This is a genomic window from Roseateles sp. Mitsp63 (assembly GCF_059491535.1).
In genome coordinates this window covers 1,018,851-1,036,858 of the sequence record NZ_CP168509.1, presented here as the reverse complement: position 1 = coordinate 1,036,858, position 18,008 = coordinate 1,018,851, and the positions used below count along the sequence as shown (strand labels likewise).

The 18,008-nt window shown below is 70.6% G+C and carries 16 protein-coding genes; 8 read left to right on the top strand and 8 right to left on the bottom strand.

Going from position 1 to position 18,008, the window contains the following annotated elements:
* Positions 1-2: 2 nt before the first annotated feature.
* Genes ACEN96_RS04425 through ACEN96_RS04415 form a run of 3 tightly spaced genes read right to left on the bottom strand, consistent with a single transcriptional unit; the run spans position 3 to position 5,463 of the window.
* Entirely contained in the window at positions 3-3,266 is a 3,264-nt protein-coding gene (locus tag ACEN96_RS04425; protein WP_495586850.1) for an efflux RND transporter permease subunit, read from the bottom strand.
* 48 nt (positions 3,267-3,314) lie between these two features.
* Positions 3,315-4,565: an efflux RND transporter periplasmic adaptor subunit gene (locus ACEN96_RS04420; protein WP_495586849.1), complete on the bottom strand. Its 1,251-nt coding sequence runs from the start codon at positions 4,563-4,565 to the stop codon at positions 3,315-3,317.
* 49 nt (positions 4,566-4,614) lie between these two features.
* Positions 4,615-5,463 (bottom strand): alpha/beta hydrolase fold domain-containing protein, encoded by an 849-nt coding sequence (locus ACEN96_RS04415; RefSeq protein ID WP_495586848.1) that lies wholly within the window; start codon positions 5,461-5,463, stop codon positions 4,615-4,617.
* 244 nt (positions 5,464-5,707) lie between these two features.
* Here ACEN96_RS04415 and ACEN96_RS04410 point away from each other — a divergent pair, with 244 nt between their 5' ends.
* Positions 5,708-6,721, top strand: a complete 1,014-nt coding sequence (locus ACEN96_RS04410; RefSeq protein WP_495586847.1) for a LysR family transcriptional regulator — start codon at positions 5,708-5,710, stop codon at positions 6,719-6,721.
* A gap of 292 nt (positions 6,722-7,013) precedes the next feature.
* Positions 7,014-8,399: a reverse transcriptase family protein gene (locus ACEN96_RS04405; RefSeq protein WP_495586846.1), complete on the top strand. Its 1,386-nt coding sequence runs from the start codon at positions 7,014-7,016 to the stop codon at positions 8,397-8,399.
* Positions 8,400-8,406: 7 nt separating this feature from the next.
* Here the strand turns inward: ACEN96_RS04405 and ACEN96_RS04400 are convergent, their stop codons facing one another.
* From ACEN96_RS04400 to ACEN96_RS04390, 3 genes are all read right to left on the bottom strand, one after another.
* On the bottom strand, positions 8,407-8,811 hold the full coding sequence (locus tag ACEN96_RS04400; protein WP_495586845.1) for a DUF488 domain-containing protein: 405 nt from the start codon (positions 8,809-8,811) through the stop codon (positions 8,407-8,409).
* Positions 8,812-8,873: 62 nt separating this feature from the next.
* Positions 8,874-10,271, bottom strand: coding sequence for a sensor histidine kinase (locus ACEN96_RS04395; protein ID WP_495586844.1), 1,398 nt, complete (start codon positions 10,269-10,271; stop codon positions 8,874-8,876).
* Between the two features lie 11 nt (positions 10,272-10,282).
* A complete protein-coding gene (locus ACEN96_RS04390) occupies positions 10,283-10,969 on the bottom strand; it encodes a response regulator (protein WP_495586843.1) in 687 nt (228 codons plus the stop codon).
* 135 nt (positions 10,970-11,104) lie between these two features.
* Between ACEN96_RS04390 and ACEN96_RS04385 the strand changes: the two genes are divergently transcribed.
* From ACEN96_RS04385 to ACEN96_RS04365, 5 genes are all read left to right on the top strand, one after another.
* Positions 11,105-12,028: an alpha/beta hydrolase gene (locus ACEN96_RS04385; RefSeq protein WP_495586842.1), complete on the top strand. Its 924-nt coding sequence runs from the start codon at positions 11,105-11,107 to the stop codon at positions 12,026-12,028.
* Complete coding sequence (locus tag ACEN96_RS04380) at positions 12,012-12,287, top strand: acyl carrier protein (protein WP_495586841.1); 276 nt, start codon at positions 12,012-12,014, stop codon at positions 12,285-12,287. The genes ACEN96_RS04385 and ACEN96_RS04380 overlap by 17 nt, the downstream gene beginning before the upstream one ends.
* 12 nt (positions 12,288-12,299) lie before the next feature.
* The gene (locus ACEN96_RS04375) at positions 12,300-13,532 is read left to right on the top strand and encodes a beta-ketoacyl-[acyl-carrier-protein] synthase family protein (RefSeq protein ID WP_495586840.1); all 1,233 of its coding nucleotides are present in this window, start codon (positions 12,300-12,302) and stop codon (positions 13,530-13,532) included.
* Between the two features lie 68 nt (positions 13,533-13,600).
* Positions 13,601-13,906 (top strand): type II toxin-antitoxin system RelE/ParE family toxin, encoded by a 306-nt coding sequence (locus ACEN96_RS04370; protein WP_495586839.1) that lies wholly within the window; start codon positions 13,601-13,603, stop codon positions 13,904-13,906.
* Positions 13,899-14,192 (top strand): addiction module antidote protein, encoded by a 294-nt coding sequence (locus tag ACEN96_RS04365; protein WP_495586838.1) that lies wholly within the window; start codon positions 13,899-13,901, stop codon positions 14,190-14,192. The genes ACEN96_RS04370 and ACEN96_RS04365 overlap by 8 nt, the downstream gene beginning before the upstream one ends.
* Here the strand turns inward: ACEN96_RS04365 and ACEN96_RS04360 are convergent.
* Positions 14,186-14,824 (bottom strand): response regulator transcription factor, encoded by a 639-nt coding sequence (locus ACEN96_RS04360; RefSeq protein WP_495586837.1) that lies wholly within the window; start codon positions 14,822-14,824, stop codon positions 14,186-14,188. The genes ACEN96_RS04365 and ACEN96_RS04360 overlap by 7 nt on opposite strands.
* The gene (locus ACEN96_RS04355; RefSeq protein ID WP_495586836.1) at positions 14,821-16,767 is read right to left on the bottom strand and encodes a sensor histidine kinase; all 1,947 of its coding nucleotides are present in this window, start codon (positions 16,765-16,767) and stop codon (positions 14,821-14,823) included. The genes ACEN96_RS04360 and ACEN96_RS04355 overlap by 4 nt, the downstream gene beginning before the upstream one ends.
* Positions 16,768-16,940: 173 nt before the next feature.
* Here ACEN96_RS04355 and ACEN96_RS04350 point away from each other — a divergent pair, with 173 nt between their 5' ends.
* Positions 16,941-17,963, top strand: coding sequence for a TRAP transporter substrate-binding protein (locus ACEN96_RS04350; protein ID WP_495586835.1), 1,023 nt, complete (start codon positions 16,941-16,943; stop codon positions 17,961-17,963).
* The last annotated feature ends 45 nt before the right edge of the window (positions 17,964-18,008 follow it).

Genomic DNA, 18,008 nt, shown 5'->3' with positions numbered 1-18,008 from the left:
CCTTATTCGTGCTCGTGACGCGGAGCCGCCGGATGCGGACGCGCATTGCCGCCCGCGCCGAAGTCGTGGCCGGCACCCTGCTCCGGCTGCACGAAGGCCTCGACGTCATGCGGCACCTCGCCGTGCTGCTTCAGCGGCCGGTTGCCCGTCAGGCGGCGCACCACCACGTAGAACACCGGCGTCAGGAACAGGCCGAAGGCCGTCACGCCGATCATCCCGGCGAACACCGCCACGCCCATCGCATTGCGCATCTCGGCGCCCGCGCCGTGCGCCAGCACCAGCGGCAGCACGCCCATCACGAACGCCATCGACGTCATCAGGATCGGACGCAGCCGCAGCCGGCTCGCCTCGATCGCCGCCTGCAGCGGACTGCGGCCGGCGAATTCCAGCTCGCGGGCGAACTCCACGATCAGGATCGCGTTCTTCGCCGACAAGCCCACCAGCACGATCAACCCGATCTGCGTGAAGACGTTGTTGTCGCCCTTGCTGAGCCACACGCCCGTCATCGCCGCCATCAGGCCCATCGGCACGATCAGGATGATCGCCACCGGCAGGGACAGGCTCTCGTACTGCGCCGCCAGCACCAGGAACACCAGCAGGATCGCGAGCGGGAACACCCACACCGCGGAGTTGCCGGCCAGGATCTCCTGGTAGGTCAGCTCGGTCCACTCGTAGCTGATGCCCGGGGGCAGCGTCTCCGCCGCGATGCGCGCGACCGCGTCCTGCGCCTGGCCGGTCGAGTAGCCGGGCGCCGGGCCGCCGTTGATGTCGGCGGACAGGAAGCCGTTGTAGCGCATCGCGCGTTCCGGGCCGAAGCTCGGCTCGACCTTCATCAGCGCCGACAGCGGCACCATCTCGCCCGAGGCCGAGCGCACCTTCAGCAGGCCGACGTCCTCGGCGCGCGCGCGGTAGGCGGCGTCCGCCTGCACCCGCACCGTGTAGGTCCGGCCGAACTTGTTGAAGTCGTTGACGTAGAGCGAGCCCAGGTAAATCTGCATCGTGTCGAACACGTCCGTCACCGCCACGCCCAGCTGGCGCGCCTTGGTCCGGTCCAGGTCCGCGTACAGCTGCGGCACGTTCACCTGGTAGCTGGTGAACAGGCCGGCCAGCTCCGGCGTCTTCTGCGCCTTGGCCATGAAGGCCTTGACCGCCTGGTCGAGCGCCTCGTAGCCCAGGCCGCCCTTGTCCTCCAGCTGCAGCTTGAAGCCGCCGGTCGTGCCCAGGCCCTGCACCGGCGGGGGCGGGAACATCACCACGAAGGCGTCCTGGATCTGGGCGAACTGCGCGTTCATGTTGCCCGCGATCTCGCCGGCCGACAGGCCCTTGCCGGTGCGCTGGTCGAAGGACTTGAGCGACGCGAACACGATGCCCGAGTTGGAGCTGTTGGTGAAGCCGTTGATCGACAGGCCCGGGAAGGAGATGGCGTGCTCCACGCCCGGCGTCTTCATCGCGATCTCGCTCATGCGGCGGATCACGTCCTCGGTCCGGTCCAGCGTGGCGCCATCGGGCAGGGTCGCGAAGCCGATCAGGTACTGCTTGTCCTGCGCCGGCACGAAGCCGCTGGGCACCGCCTTGAACAGGCCCACGGTCAGGCCCAGCAGGACGCCGTAGACCAGCAGCATGATCGCCTTGCGCGAGATCGCCTTGGTCACGCCGCCGCTGTAGGCCTTGGCGCCGCGGTTGAACAGCTTGTTGAAGCCACCGAAGAAGCGGCCCAGCACCTTGTCCATCGCGCGGGTCAGCCAGTCCTTGGGCGCGTCGTGGCCCTTGAGCAGCATCGCGGCCAGCGCCGGCGACAGCGTCAGCGAGTTGACCGCCGAGATCACCGTCGACATCGCGATCGTCAGCGCGAACTGCTTGTAGAACTGGCCCGTCAGGCCGGTGATGAAGGCCAGCGGCACGAACACCGCCACCAGCACCAGCGCGATCGCGATGATCGGGCCCGAGACCTCGCGCATCGCGCGGTAGGTCGCGTCGCGCGGACTGAGGCCGGACTCGATGTTGCGCTCCACGTTCTCGACCACCACGATCGCGTCGTCCACCACGATGCCGATGGCCAGCACCAGGCCGAACAGCGACAGCGCGTTGATCGAGAAGCCGAACAGGTGCATCACCGCGAAGGTGCCGATGATCGAGATCGGCACGGCCAGCAGCGGGATGATCGACGCGCGCCAGGTCTGCAGGAACAGGATCACGACCAGCACCACCAGCGCCACCGCTTCCAGCAGCGTGTGGATCACCGACTCGATGGACGCCCGCACGAACTGCGTCGGGTCATAGACGATCGAGTACTCGACGCCCTCGGGCATGGACTTCTTGAGCTCGGCCATCGTGGCGCGCACGTTGTCCGAGATCTCGATCGCGTTGGAGCCGGGCGCCTGGAAGATCGGGATCGCCACCGCGGACTTGTTGTCCAGCAGCGAGCGCAGCGCGTATTCCGCCGCGCCCAGTTCGATGCGGCCCAGGTCGCGCAGGCGCGTCACCTGGCCGTTGGCGCCGGACTTGACGATGATGTCGCCGAACTCCTGCTCGCTGTTCAGGCGGCCCTGCGCGTTGATCGGCAGCTGCAGGTCGATGCCCTGCAGGCCGGGGGACGCGCCGACCACGCCGGCCGCGGCCTGCACGTTCTGCTCGCGGATCGCCTGGACCACGTCGCTGGCCGAGAGGCCATGCTCGGCGACCTTCTGCGGGTCCAGCCAGATACGCATCGAGTAGTCGCCCGAGCCGAACAGCTGCACCTGGCCCACGCCCTGGATCCGCGCCAGGCGGTCCTTGACGTTGAGCACCGCGTAGTTGCGCAGGTAGGTCATGTCGTAGCGGTCGTTGGGCGAGAGCAGGTGCACGACCATGGTCAGGTCGGGGCTGCTCTTGACCGTCGTCAGGCCCAGGCGGCGGACCTCCTCGGGCAGGCGCGGCTCGGCCTGCGAGACGCGGTTCTGCACCAGCTGCTGGGCCTTGTCCGGGTCGGTGCCCAGCTTGAAGGTGACCGTCAGCGTCATGAGGCCGTCGGTGGTGGCCTGGCTGCCCATGTAGAGCATGCCTTCCACGCCGTTGATCGATTCCTCGAGCGGCGTGGCCACGGCTTCGGCGATGACCTTGGGGTTCGCGCCGGGGTACTGCGCGCGGACCACGACCTGGGGCGGCACGACCTCGGGGTATTCCGAGATCGGCAGCACCCGCACCGCGAGCAGGCCCGCGACGAAGATCAGCACCGACAGCACGCCCGCGAAGATCGGGCGGTCGATGAAGAATTTGGAGAGATTCATGTCAGTCTTTCAGATCGACTGTGAGCAGCGATGGGCGGGACGGTCCGATCAGGACTTGTCCGGCTTGCCCTCGCCTTCCTTGGCTTGCACGTCCTTGGCCGCGCCGGACTTGGCCTGCAGTTCGGCCTTGGCGTTCATCGGCACGACGGTCGGCGCCACCAGCGCGCCCGGGCGCACCCGCTGCAGGCCGTTGACCACGACACGCTCGTTGGCCTTCAGGCCGCTGGTCACGACGCGCAGACCATCGACGTTGGCGCCAAGCTGCACCTCGCGGTAGCTCAGCGTGTTGTCGGCGCCGACCACCATCACGAAGCGCTTGCTCTGGTCGGTACCGACCGCGCGCTCGTTGACGAGCACCGCCGGACGCGACTTGGCCTGGCCCAGGCGGATGCGCGCGAACTGGCCCGGGATCAGCGCGCCGTCCTTGTTGTCCAGCACCGCGCGCACGCGCACCGTGCCGCTCTTGGCGTCGACCTGGTTGTCGATCAGCTGGAGCTTGCCGTTGAACGGCGTGTCGGCCGTGGCGGCGGTGCCGATCTGCACGGGGATGCTCGACAGGTCGCCCGACGCGCCGGCCCCGCCCTTGGCATTGCCGTGCAGCTCGTTGAGGGCGCGCGCGACGGTGCGCTCATCGGCGTCGAAGCTGGCGTAGATCGGGCTGACCGAGACCAGCGTCGTCAGCACCGGCGCGCCGGGACCGGCGGCCACCAGATTGCCCTGCGTGACCTCCAGCTTGCCGACACGGCCGGCGACCGGCGCGCGGACCTGCGTGTAGCCCAGGTTCAGCTTGGCCGACTGCAGCGCGGCCTGCGACGCGCGCAGGTTGGCGTTGGCCTCGCTGGCGGCGTTGCTGCGCTCGTCGAGCTCGCGCTGCGCGATGGCGCGCTCGCTCCACAGGCGGGTGGAGCGCTCCAGCTCGCTCTTCGTGTAGCTGACGCGGGCCTGCGCGGCCAGCACCTGCGCCTCGGCGCGGTCGACCTCGGCCTGGTAGGGCGCGGGGTCGATGGTGATCAGCAGCTCGCCGGCCTTGACCAGCGCGCCTTCGCGGAAGTGCACCGACTGCACCGCGCCGGAGACGCGGGCCCGCACGTCGACGCGCTCGACGGCCTCGAGCCGGCCCGAGAACTCGTCCCACGCGGCCACGTCCTGGCTGGCGACGGTGGCGACGGACACGGGGATCGCCTGCGGCGCCCCCGACGGTTGATTCGCGACCGCCTGCTGGCTGTGCAGGCCGACGACGACGGCCCCGACGACCGCGGCGACGGCGGTCAGCGAGGTGGCAAAGATCTTCTTGTTCATGGTGGTGCTCCGTGGACGGGGGTAGACGTTGGGAGTTCTCGGGGCGGCCTCAGGCCGGTTGGAGCCGGGCCGTGCCGGCGGGTGGGATCAGGGACAGGAAATCGGCGAGCCGCTGGCGCAGCGCCACGGCCCAGGGCAGTTGCAGCACCGACAGCGAGGTCAGCTTCATCAGGCTGCAGGGCCAGCCGCTGGGGCCGGCGATCAGCGCCTGCTGGACCTGGACGCCGGCGCGCTTCATCGCGCGGGCGTAGGCGAGCGCCTCGTCGCGCATCGGGTCGTCCTCGCTGCTGACGACCAGCGCCGGCGCCAGGCCCGCCAGGCGGCTGGTGTTGGCGGGCGCGGCGTAGGGGTGGTCGCCGTCCTCGCACTGGCCCAGGTAGGCGCGCCAGCCGTGGGACCAGCGGCACTCGCCGTAGCCGGCCTCGGCCTGGCGCAGCGAGGCGGTCGCCAGGCAGGGATTGAGCATCGGCCCGATCAGGATCTGGCCCGCGAGCTTGCGATGGCCCTGGTCGCGCGCCATCAGCGCCAGCGCGGCGGCCAGGTTGCCGCCGGCCTCCTCGCCGGCGACCAGCAGCGGCGCGCCCTTGCCCGACAGCCGGGCGCGCGCCTTGTGCAGGCCGGCCAGCAGCGCGTCCAGTGTCTTGAGCGCGGCGGGGAAGACCTGGTCGCGGCCGGTCGGGTAGTCGACGTCCACCACCACGGCGCCCGCGTCGGCCAGCAGGCGCGAGACCAGTTCGCCGCTGTCCAGGTCGCCGGTGGTGAAGGCGCCGCCGTGCAGGTGCATGACGACCGGCGCATCCTTGCGCCGCGCGGCACCCTTGTACACGCGCACCGGCACGGCGCCGTCGCCGGCGGGCAGGAGGTCGTCGTGGCAGGAGGTGAGCGGCAGCGCATCCATGGCAGGAGCAAAGGCCTGCTCCCCGTGGGGGCAGGCCGGTTCATGTTGCAATGCAGCGAAATTTAGAGATCGGACGCCATCCGATAAACAGGGCCCGACGCGAATCAGCGTTTCATCGACGAAACAATCGATCGGGCAGGATGGCGGCCTCACGCGCGCACGAGACGCGCCGATCCAGCAGCGCCGCCATCGCGACCGGCGCATCAGCAGTCGCGGCCCGCGGGCCGCAGTCAGGGGTTTCAGGATGGACAAGCTCAATGCCATGCAGGCTTTCGCGCGGGTCGTGGAAGCAGGCACCTTCACGCGGGCGGCGGAATCGCTGGACCTGCCCAAGACCGCGGTGACGCGGCTGATCCAGTCGCTGGAGGACCATCTCAAGGTCAAGCTGCTGAACCGCACGACGCGGCGCGTCAGCGTGACGCCCGATGGCGCCGCCTATTACGAGCGGGTGACGCGGCTGCTGTCGGACATCGAGGAGCTGGAGGGCTCGGTGTCGCACGCGCGCGCGGCGCCGAAGGGGCGGATCCGTGTCGACGTCGCGTCGAGCGTGGCGCGGCTGCTGCTGATCCCGGCGCTTCCGGAGTTTTATGCAAGACATCCGGACATCCAGATCGACCTGGGCGTGTCGGACCGGCCGGTGGACCTGATCGGCGACAACGTCGACTGCGTGGTGCGCGGCGGCGAGATCACCGACCAGTCGCTGGTGGCGCGCCGCATCGGCGACTGGGGCTATGGCTGCTGCGCCTCGCCGGAGTACATCCAGCGCCACGGCCTGCCGCAGCATCCGCTGGATCTGGAATCGGACCAGCATCACGTGGTGAGCTATTTCTCGACCCGCACCGGCAAGCGCTTCCCGTTCGACTACAGCAAGAACGGCCAGCGCTACGAGATCTACGGCCACTACAAGGTCTCGGTGAACGACGGCAACGCCTACATGACGGCGGGCCTGACCGGGCTGGGCGTGATCCAGGCGCCCTACTTCATGATCAAGCCGCACATCGACGCGGGCGAGCTGGTGCCCTTCCTGTGCGACTGGGAGTCGGACCCGCTGCCGCTGTACGTCGTGTATCCGCCGAACCGGCACCTGAGCACCAAGCTGCGGGTGTTCGTCGACTGGGTGGCGGAGCTGTTCGATCGCCACGGCCAATGGCAGAAGCAGCTGGTGGCCAGCTGCGAGGCCAAGCGCGCCGAGACCGACCAGGCCTACCTCCCGCTCGAGGCGAACGCGGCGAAGCAGGCGGTGCTGAGCGCGGCTTGAGCATGGCCTGAGCGCCGCGTGGGCGCGGCGCGGGCGGGCTCGTGGCGGCGCGCTTGGACGGCGTCACGCCGGCCGACCATAATCGCCGCCGACCTCCGGCGCCGCCAAGCCTTTCGGAAGCGTTCGCGCTTCCGGCCGCGGGGCATCCCCGCGGCGCTCTCCATCGATAGCCATCCGGCGCAGATTCGCCACCGCGCCTGCAGCGCGGAGATGAAACCCGCGTGACCGGTTCGTTGGCGGCATCCCCGGGGGTCACCCCTTGCCTGTCCGCGCCGAAGGCGCGTGCTCGACGATGACCCATGCTGCGCCGCTGACCTATTCCCGATGGATTGCCCTGGCGCTCGCCCGTGCGCTGCAGACCGACGACGAAGGGCCGCGCGCCCGCGAAGCCGGCGCGCTGCGGGCGCGCGCGGAGCAGTGCCTGGGCATCGAGGCCCGGCCCTGGCTGACAGCGCTGTGCGTGCAACTCGCGCGCATGCCCGAGCCGGCGTGGCGCGCGCATTCGGTGCGCAGCCTCGCGGACGACCTGCAGCAGACCGAGGCTTTTCTGGACGGCTTCGACAGGGAGCGCTTCCAGCGTCCCATCGTGCGCAAGCTGTTGCTGCGGCCGTCTCGCATGCGGCCGCTGCCGTTCGCGCTGGAGACGCTCTCCTTTCCGGCGTGGCCCACGGAAGCCGACCTCGCCGCGTGGCTGGGCTTGAGCCTCGATGAACTCGACCACTTCGCGGGTCGGTCGCAGCGCTATCGCGAAACGGCGTCGACGCCGCCACGGCCGCACACCGAGGCGACGCGCCACTACCGCTGCCTGCTGATCCCGAAGCGCCGTGGCGGCGTGCGCCTGATCGAAGCGCCGATGCCGCGCCTGTGCGCCTTGCAGCGGCGGCTGCTCGACGGCCTGCTGCATGCGCTGCCATGCCACGAAGCCGTGCACGGATTCGTCCCGGGGCGCAATGTCGCCAGCCACGCGTCGGTCCACGCGGGACAGGCGTTCGTGATCCGCTTCGACCTGCGTGATTTCTTTCCCAGCGTGGGCGCCGGCCGCGTGTCAGCGCTGTTCCGCACGCTGGGGTACTCCGACGGCGTCGTCGAGCGACTGACCACGCTGTGCACCGCGCGCGCGCCGGCGATGGTGCGCGAGCGGCTGCGCGAAGACGGATCCATCGACTTCGACGGCACGAAACGGCTCGCGTCGCCGCATCTGCCGCAGGGCGCGCCAACCTCGCCGGCACTGGCCAACCTGAGCCTCTTCTCGCTCGACCTGCGGCTCGCCGGACTGGCGGAGCGCTTCGGCGGGACCTACTCGCGATACGCGGACGACCTGGTCCTCTCGGGGCCGGCAGCGCTGCGCTGCAGCCAGCGGGCCTTGCGTGCCTGGGTGCGAGCCATCGTCGAGGACGAGGGCTTCCGCCTGCGCCCCGACAAAACGCGCGCGATGCCCAGGGGTGGCCGTCAGCAGATCACCGGCGTGGTCGTCAATGCGACGCCCAATCTCGCGCGCGAGGACTACGACCGCCTGAAAGCCGAGCTCCATCGCCTGGGCCGGGAAGCGGCCGTCGATCCGGCGCTGCGCGCGCCCTTGCTGGGGCGGCTCGCCTGGGCGCGGCAGTTCCTGGCGGCGTCGCGCGTGGAGAAGCTGACGCGGATGTTTGCGGCGATCCCGTTCAGCGCGGATCGCTGACCGGGGCTCAATCGGCGCGCAGCGCGGCCCCGCGCTCCTCGAGCAGCTGCGTGAGCAGCCCGCGATGGCAGCGCGCCGGGTTCTCGCAATAGCAGCCCATCGACAGGTTGGCCGTGTGCGACATCGCCGCGAGCGCGTCCAGCACCTGCGACGGCGCGGACTCGCCCATCTCCTTGCGGTAGGCCCGCGCGAAGGCGGCCCAGGGCCGCTCGTCCGCCAGGCCTTGCGCGGCCTTCGCCTGCGCCATCAACTCAGGGCTCGGCGACAGTAGCGGCAGCCAGCTGTCGTAGTAGTCGAGGCGGCCATAGTCCTCCTTGCGGACGCCGCGCGGCGGACGGCGGACGGTGCCGAGACGGGGGCCCTCGTCGGGCAGGCGCGGCGTGACGCCGAGTCGGACGATGCGGATGCTCATCCGGCGATGATCGCCGCCCTTCGCGGCGCGGCCAAGCGCGGCCGGGCCCGGTGTTTCCCGGATCAGGCCGGCGCGTGCAGCCGCGGCACGCTCAGCCGCACCCGCAGGCCCTCGCCCGCCGTGGCGTCCAGCAGCTCCAGCCGGCCGCCGTGCCGCTGCGCGATGTCCAGCGCGATCGCCAGGCCCAGGCCGCTGCCCGTGCCCTTGGACTCGCTGCCGCGCTCGAAGCGGCGCAGCGCCCGCTCGCGCTCGTTCGGCGCGATGCCGGGGCCGTTGTCCTCGACCTCCATCCGCGACCACTCGCCATCGCAGCCGGTGCGCACCGTGATGCGCGGGCTGCGGCCGCCGTAGTTCAGGCTGTTGTGCAGCACGTTGGCCAGCAGCTCCCGCAGCAGGAAGCTCTGACCCATCGCCGGCGCGCTCTCGAGCTCGAACTCCAGGTCCGCGCCCGCCTGCAGCGCGCGCGGCACCCAGTCCTCGGCCACCTGGGCCGCGATGTCGCGCAGGTCCAGCGGATGCTCGCGCCCGCCCGGCTCGGCCTCGGCGCGCGCGATCGACAGCATCTGCGTCGCCAGCCGCGCGCTGCGGTCCACCGAACTCTGCAGCCGCTTCAGCAGCGGCTCGACCTGCGGGTCGTGCGGCTCCAGCAGCGCCAGGTCGATCTCGGTGCGCAGCGAGGTCAGCGGCGTGCGCAGCTGGTGCGCCGCATTGGCCAGGAAGTCCTGCTGCGCCGACGACGCGCGCCGCAGCCGCTCGAACAGCCGGTTGAAGGCGGAGATCAGCGGCCGCAGCTCGCCGGGCACGTCGTGCTGCAGCGGCTCCAGGCGCGCCAGGTCGCGCTGTTCGAGCTCGGCGCTCAATCGCGCCAGCGGCCGCAGGCCGCGGTGGGTCGCGACCCAGCCGGCCGCCGCCAGCAGCACCGCCATGCCGCCGATCAGCAGCACCACCACGGCCAGCAACTGCTTCTGCAGCGTGTCGCGCTTGTTCAGGGTTTCAGCGACCACCACCTGGCACAGCTGGCGGTCGCCGCAGGCGGTGCCCAGCGCCGCGGCGCGCAGCTGCTCGCCGTCCAGCGAAACCAGCGAGAAATACCACTCGCCGGCGCGGCGCGGCGGCAGACGGAGCGTGGCGAGTTGCGCGTCGCCCATCAGCACCTGGCCGGCGGGATCCAGCACCAGGTAGTAGACGCGGTCGGTGCGGTCGAAGCGCAGCGCGCGGTCCGTGGCGCCGGACACGTCGACGACCACCTGCCCATCGCGCTCGCGCAGCAGACCGGCCACGGACAGCGCCGTGTCGCCCAGCGCCTGGTCGAGCCAGGAGATGGCCGTGTCGTGCATGACGTCGTAGAGCACCAGGCCGGCCGCCGGCACGGCCACCAGCACCGGCGCCATCAGCCAGATCAGCAGGCGCTGCTTCAGGCTGAAGATGCGGCCGGCTCCGCGAGGGGTCGCGTCGGTCATGCCGCGCCGCGTCAGGCGTTGGCCGCCGGGGCGGGCGTCTCTTCCAGCAGGTAGCCCAGGCCGCGCACCGTGCGCAGCTGCAGGCCGGCGGGCTCGATCTTGGCCCGCAGGCGCGAGACGCAGACCTCGATCGCGTTGTCGCTCACGCCCTGTTCCCAGCCGTTGCTGGCCGAGGCGATCTGCTCCTTCGCCACCACCTTGCCGGCGCGCGCCAGCAGGAAGCCCAGCACGTCCCATTCGCGGGCGGACAGGGCCAGCGGCTCGTCGGCGATGTAGGCGCGGCGGGCCTCCAGGTCCATGCGCAGCGTGGACAGCCGCAGCTCGTTGCCGGTGCGCGCCTGGCTGCGGCGCACCAGCGCCCGGGCCCGGGCGATCAGCTCGCTGAGCGCGAAGGGCTTGACCAGGTAGTCGTCGGCGCCGCCCTCCAGGCCGCGCACGCGATCCTCGACGGCGTCACGAGCTGTCAGCAGCAGCACCGGCGTCGTGCTGCCCTGGGCGCGCACGCGGCGCAGGGTCTCGAATCCATCGATGCCGGCCAGTCCGATGTCCAGGATCAGCAGGTCGTAGCGGTCCTCGCGCAGCGACAGCGGCACCGGCTCGCCACGGGCGCTGACGTCCACGACCCAGGACTGCGAGCGCAGCGCCCGGGCGGTGGATTCCGCCAGGAATTCATCGTCTTCGACCAGGAGGATTCGCATGGTGCGGCAGCATAAGCCTTGAGCCTTTCGCAGGCCAATCGCCGACCTTTCAGAAACCTGATGGCAAAGGCGCGGACAGGTTTCCGACAGCTTCGCGTCAAGTCCGCAACAGCGAGCTTGGACAGACTGCCGCCCATGCTGAACATTCCCTTCCCGCCGTCCGCGTCCGCGACGCCGGCCCAGACGCCGGCGCTCGATCCCCGTCCCGCCGTGCTGCTGCTGCACGGCCTGTGCGCCAATCCGCTCGAGATGATGCCGCTGGCGCGCTCGCTGCGCGATGCCGGCTACGTCGTGGAAGCCCCGGCGCTGGACGGCTACGGCGTGGCGCCGCCGCCCCCGGGCGCCGCGCCCGAGGCGCGCCGCCGCCGCGCGGTGCCGCGCTTCGAGGAGTGGGTCGACATGGCCGCCGCGCATTTCGACGCGCTGGCCGCGCGGCACGAGCGCGTGGCCATCGGCGGCCTGTCGATGGGGTCGGTGCTGACGCTGGCGCTGGCGCTCAAGCGGCCGGCCGCGGCGCTGATGCTGCTCTCGACCAGCCTGCACTTCGACGGCTGGAACGTCTCGCCGTGGCGCCGCCTGCTGCCGCTGGCCTACGTGCCGCCGCTGCGCCAGTGGCTGGCCTTCCGCGAGACGGCGCCCTACGGCATCAAGAACGAACGGCTGCGCGAGTGGGTCGCGCAGGCCATGAACTCCAGCCATGTGTCCGCCGCCGGCGCCGACCGCCTGCCCGCCGCGTCCCTGCATCAGGCGTCACGCCTGATCCGCCACGTGCGCGCGCGCCTGCATGAGATCGATGCGCCGGCCGTCGTGCTGCACGCCAGCGAGGACGACGTCAGCGGCCCGCGTTCCGTGCTGGAATTGCAGCGCCGTCTGGCCACGACGCCGGAGGTGCACTGGTTCCACCACAGCTATCACATGCTGACGCTGGACAATGAACGGGGCGCCGTGACCCAGGCGGCCCGACAATTCCTGTTGCGCCAGGTGCCCGTCGCGGACCCTGCCGACCGAGACTTCACCCTTTCCGCGACCGAGGAAATCCGCCATGAGCAACACGCTTGAAGAACTGCGCCGTCTGGCCTGCCACGACCTGGGCATGAACGACGCCGACCTGAAGAACGACGTCACCTTCGCCGAACTGGGGCTGGATTCGCTGATGCTGGTGGACTTCATGTTCGCGGTGGAAGACAAGTTCCTGATCGACATCGACCACGACGCGGCGATGAAGCAGCCGACGATCGCCGGCCTGGCCGCGCTGGTGGACGAGCAGCTGGCCGCCAAGGCCGGCAGCGACGGGTCCACCGCCACGGCGGCGGCCTGAGGACCGGGCCCCGTGAGCCACGCGGAAGCGGTATGGGTCACCGGCATCGGCGCGTGCAGCGCGCTCGGCCCGGACGCGGACGCGCTCGCGGACGCGCTGGCGCAGGGACGGTCGGGGATCGCGTTGCAGCCGGGAGATCCGGAGCATGGCGTGGCGCCGTTCGCGGCGGCGGCGGTGACGCAGCCGCTGGGCCAGGAGATGCCGCCGGCGCAGCGCAACCTGCACGACCGGCACAGCCTTATGGCGCTGCAGGCGGCGCGCGAGGCCTGGACGCAGTCCGGGCTGCCGGCCGCCGCGGCGACGCCGGAGCGCGCGGCCGTGGCCTGGGGCACGGGGCTGGGCGGATCGAACGCGCTGCAGCTGTCCTACACCGAGCACCTGACCAAGACGCCGCCGCGCATCCATCCGTACACGGTGGTGCGGGTCATGAGCAACTCGGCCGCGTCGCATCTGGCGATGAAGTACGGGCTGAAGGCGGCGATGCTGACGATCTCCAATGCCTGTGCCTCGTCGGCGCAGGCCATCGGCGAAGCGCTGATGCTGCTGCGCCAGGGCCGCGCGGATGTGGCGCTGGTGGGGGGCTCGGAGGCGATGCTGAATCCGGGCTCGGTGGGCGCATGGCAGGCGATGGGCGTGATGGCGCCGCCGGATCCGGAGGATCCCTCGCGGAGCTGCCGCCCGTTCGACGACGCTCGCAAGGGCCTGGTGCTGGGCGAGGGCGCGGCGGCGCTGGTGCTGGAGACGGAGAGCCACGCCCGCGCACGCGGCGCGTCGGCGCTTGCCGTGCTGGCCGGCTATGGGCATAGCGTCGACGCGGTGCACCTGTCGCGGCCCGATGCCGATGGCCAGGAGCGCGCGCTGCGCGCCGCGCTGGCCGACGCGGGGATCGCGCCGTCGCAGGTCGGCTACGTGAACGCGCATGGCACCGCGACCGACGTCGGCGACGTGGTCGAGGCGGAATCGCTGGCCCGGGTCTTCGGCCCGCGCGGCGTGCCGGTCAGCGCGACCAAGGCGCTGCACGGCCACCTGATCGGCGCCGGCGGCGCGCTGGAGCTGGTCGCCTGCGTGCAGGCGCTGCGCCGGGGCCAACTGCCGCCCAGCGCGAACGTGCGCGCCAGCGCGCTCGAGGAGATCGCGGACGTGATCCGCGAGCCGCGCGCCTTCGATCCTTCGAAGGCCATGGTCAGCAACTCGTTCGCGTTCGGCGGAAGCAACGTGTCGCTGGTCGTCAAGCGACCTGACTGAATCTGGATTCGGTCAATCCCGGCGGAAGAAGCACGCCACAGCGGTAGCGTATAAACTACAGTTGCGTGGTGCTCCGCATCATCCACTCCTCGACATTCATGCATTGGTGGTCGCGCCTGAGCGACCTTCGTGCGCGTGCGTTGATCACTTCTCGCATCGATCGCATGGCCTTCGGCCATTTCGGCGACACGAAGAGCGTGGGAGCTGGAATCTGCGAACTGCGGATCCACTACGGCCCCGGCTACCGCATCTACTTCCGTCAGAGCGGTGCCTCACTCGTCGTCCTGCTCTGCGCGGGCGACAAAGGTACGCAGTCCGCGGACATCAAGACCGCGACTCGTTTGGCGCAACAGTGGAGCTCTGAAAATGGCTGAAAAATTCTCTGCGTTCGAACCCGCCGAGATGCTCTCGTCCGAAGAGGAGATTTCGATCTATCTCGACGAAGCGTTGAAAACAAACGACGCCGCGTACGTCGCGCATGCGCTGGGGGTCGTGGCACGAGCAAAGGGCATGAAAACCGTCGCCGAACAAACAGGGCTGTCCAGGGAACACCTGTATCGCTCCTGCAGCGCCAGCGGCAATCCCACCTTGAAGACGTTGTTGGCGGTTCTCAGCGCGGTCGGCGTCGAACTGACTGCACGGCCTGCTGGCGCTCACTGACCACCCATCTCCCGCTTCAGCTCAAACCGCTCCAGCAGCGTCGCCAATTCCGCCGCGGAGCGCAGGCCCAGCTTCGTGAACGCGCGCGCGCGGTGGACCTCCACCGTGCGGATCGCGATGCCGAGTTCGTCGGCCACCTGCTTGTTGAGCTTGCCAGCCGCGACCAGCACCGCGACCTCGCGTTCGCGGTCGGTCAGGCTCGCGAGCCGGCCCGCCACGTTCGCATGCGCGCGCGATTCGCGCCAGCGGTGCATGTCCAGCGCGATCGCGCGCTGCACCTTGTTCACCAGCGCCTGATCGTTGAACGGCTTCTCGACGAAGTCCAGCGCGCCCTTCTGCATCGCGTCCACCGCCATCGGGATGTCGCCGTGGCCGCTCAGGAAGATCACCGGCAGCGGCACGCCGCGCGCGATCAGCTCGTCATGCACCTGCAGCCCCGACAGCGGCTCCATCCGCACGTCCAGCACGATGCAGCCATGCGGCTCGATCGCGTGATCGAGCGCCTCGAACAGCGCCGGCCCGCCCGGATGCGCCTCGACGCGCAAGCCATGCGAGCGCATCAGGAACGCCAGCGCGTCCCGCACCGCCGCCTCGTCGTCCACCAGGTGGACGGTCGCCTGTGGGTCGCTCATCGCGCGCCCTCCTTGTATGAGCCGATGCCCGCCTCGCCCTCGCCGCATGGCCCGGCGTCCAGGCACAGCGGCAGCGTGAAGCTGATCCTCGCGCCGCCCAGCGCGCCCGCGCCGGCTTCCATGCCGCCGTGGTGCGCCTCGATCACCGAACGGCAGATCGCCAGTCCCATCCCCATGCCATCCGACTTGGTCGAGTAGAACGCCGTCGTCAACTGGTCGATGCCCCGTCCCTGCAGGCCGGGACCGTTGTCGTCCACGTCCACGCGCAGGAAGCGCTCGCCGACGCGCTGCGCCGTGATCCTCACGATGGGCGCCGGCTTGCCGTGCAGTTCGTCGAGCGCGTTGCGGACCAGGTTGATCAGCACCTGCTCGATCAACACCGCGTCGGCCTGCACGTCGGGCAGCCCCGGCGGCAGCGCGACGTCGACGCGCACCCCGTGCAGGTCACGCTTGAGCAGCGCCAGCACCCGCGCGACGAGCTCCGGCACCGCGCAGCGCTCCGGTTGCGGCGCGCGCCGCGTCAGGAACGCGCGGATGCGCTGCACGATGCGCCCCGCCTCCTGCGCCTGCTCGCCCAGCCGCCGCAGCGCCTCCATGACGATGTCGTCGTCCGGATGCCCGGCCCGCTCCAGCGAGCGCAGCGCGCCCGCGTTGTAGCCGGCGATCGCCGCCAGCGGCTGGTTCAGCTGATGCGCCAGCGCCGAGGCGACCTCGCCCAGCGTGCTCAGCCGCGCCTGATGCGCGAGCGTCTCGGTGCGGCGGCGCTCGCGCTCCTCGGCCTGCTTGCGCGCGCTGATGTCGACGATGGAGCCCATCCAGCCGATCTGCGTGCCATTGGCGTCCACCAGCGGCGCCTCGAAGATCATCACGTCCAGCACATGCCCTTCGCGGTGCATCCAGCGCGCCTCGTAGCCTTCCCGCGGCGCGCCGCCGGCCATGTTGCGGCGGTGCCGGCGCAGGCTGTCCTCCATCTCGTCGGGCAGCCAGTACGGCATCGGCGGCAGGCGTCCGAGCAGCTCGTCCGCGCCATAGCCCACCAGGTCGCAGAACGCGCGATTCACATGGGTCAGCCGGCCATCCAGGTCACGCCCGCGCAGGCCCACCGTCAGCGAGTCCTCGACCGCGCGCCGCCAGGCCGCCTCGGTGCGGGCCTCGCCTTCGGCGCGGCGCACCTCGCGCATCTGCCTGCGCAGCATCGCGCTGGCCAGCGCCGACAGCAGCAGGAACACCCCCATCAACCCGGCCGCGAGCGTGTACCACCAAGGGCGATGCGGCACGCGCGTGTTGAGTTCGAGCCAGGTCTCGCGCATCGCCGGATCGACGCTGACGCGGTAGCTCTGCGTGTCGGGCAGCGCGAGCGCGTCGCCCGTCTGCGCCAGCCGCTGGCCGAGCCCATCGACCAGCCGCACGTCGTACTTCTGCGCCAGCCACCACGGCACCGTCTGCCGCAGCAGCGCGCTCGGCGCGAAGCGCACCACCAGCCGGCCGCCCTGCGGGCGCGCTGCGCTCCAATGCGCGGTCAGCCCGCCTTCATCCAGGCTGACGCCGCTGCGCTCCTTCTGCGGGGCGGCCGCCTGCGGCGCCTGCTGCGGCACATGCGCCAGCACCCGGTTGTTGAGGTCCAGCACCGTCACGCTGACCCACAGCCGCCGCAGGCCTTCGACCACCGCCCGATGCCGCAGCAGCGTGTTGTCGTCGACCTCGCCGGGCAGCTGCTGCGCGAGCCGGTCCACCGCCGCGTGCTCGGCGTTGAGCCAGTCCGAGATGCGCGCCTCCAGCGACAGCGCGTCGGCGATCAGCGTCAGCCGCTCCTCCTCGAGGTCGCGCATGTCGCTCAGGCGCAGCCACACGCCGACCGACGCGGCGAAGGCCAGCGCCAGCACCAGCGGCAGGGCCCAGCTGGCGCGCTTGAGCAGTTGGAGGAAACGACGGGGCACGGCCATGGCAGGCAGTCTAGGCCTTGCGCGGGGCCGCCGCGGCGCGCGTGCGATGCGTGTTCCCCTGATGTGGAAGTCCACAACTGGTGGGGCCGGGGCCGGATTTCCACAATCGCCTCCATTCCGGAAACCGGCGCCCTCCGCGCCCCGCCCGGGCCGAAGAACATCAGGAGACCTTCATGTCCGCCACCTTCCCCCGCCGCCTGCTGCTGGGCGCCGCGCTGGCCGTCGCCGGCCTCGGCGTTGCCGCGTCCGCCTTCGCCCAGGCGCCGATCGTGATCAAGCTGAGCCACGTCGTCGCCCCCGACACGCCCAAGGGCAAGGGCGCGCAGCGCTTCAAGGAACTGGCCGAGGAGCGCAGCAAGGGCCGCCTGAAGGTCGAGGTCTATCCCAACAGCCAGCTCTACAAGGACAAGGAAGAGCTGGAGGCGCTGCAGCTGGGCTCGGTCCAGATGCTGGCGCCGTCGCTGGCCAAGTTCGGCCCGCTGGGCGTGAAGGAGTTCGAGGTCTTCGACCTGCCCTTCCTGTTCAAGGACGACGCCTCGTTCCGCAACACGACGAACACGCTGGGCATGGAGCTGTTCAAGAAGCTCGAGCCCAAGGGCATCAAGGGCCTGGCCTTCTGGGACAACGGCTTCCACATCATGAGCGCCAACAAGCCGCTGCACCACGTGGCGGACTTCAAGGGCCTGAAGATGCGGATCCAGTCCTCCAAGGTGCTGGACGCGCAGATGCGCGCGCTGGGCGCGATCCCGCAGGTGATGGCCTTCTCCGAGCTGTACCAGGCGCTGCAGTCCGGCGTGGTCGATGGCACCGAGGGCGTGCCGTCCAACTTCTACACGCAGAAGACCTACGAGGTGCAGAAGCACACGACCCTCAGCAACCACGGCCACCTGGCCTACGCGCTGATCATCAACAAGAAGTTCTACGACGGCCTGCCCGCCGACCTGAAGGCGGTGGTGGACAGCAGCGTCAAGGACGCCACCATCTACGCCAACGCGATCGCGCAGACCGAGAACCAGCAGGCGCTGGAGAAAATCAAGGCCAGCGGCAAGACCACGATCTACACGCTGACGCCGGCCGAGGTCAACGAGTGGAAGCTGGCGCTGATGCCGGTCCACAAGGAGATGGAAGGCCGCGTCGGCAAGGGCACCGTCGAGGCCGCCTACAAGGCCGCCGGTTTCGTCCCGCCGACGAAGTAAGCCCCGCGCTGCTCTCGCCTCTCCATGCCGCGCTGTCTCCGGCGG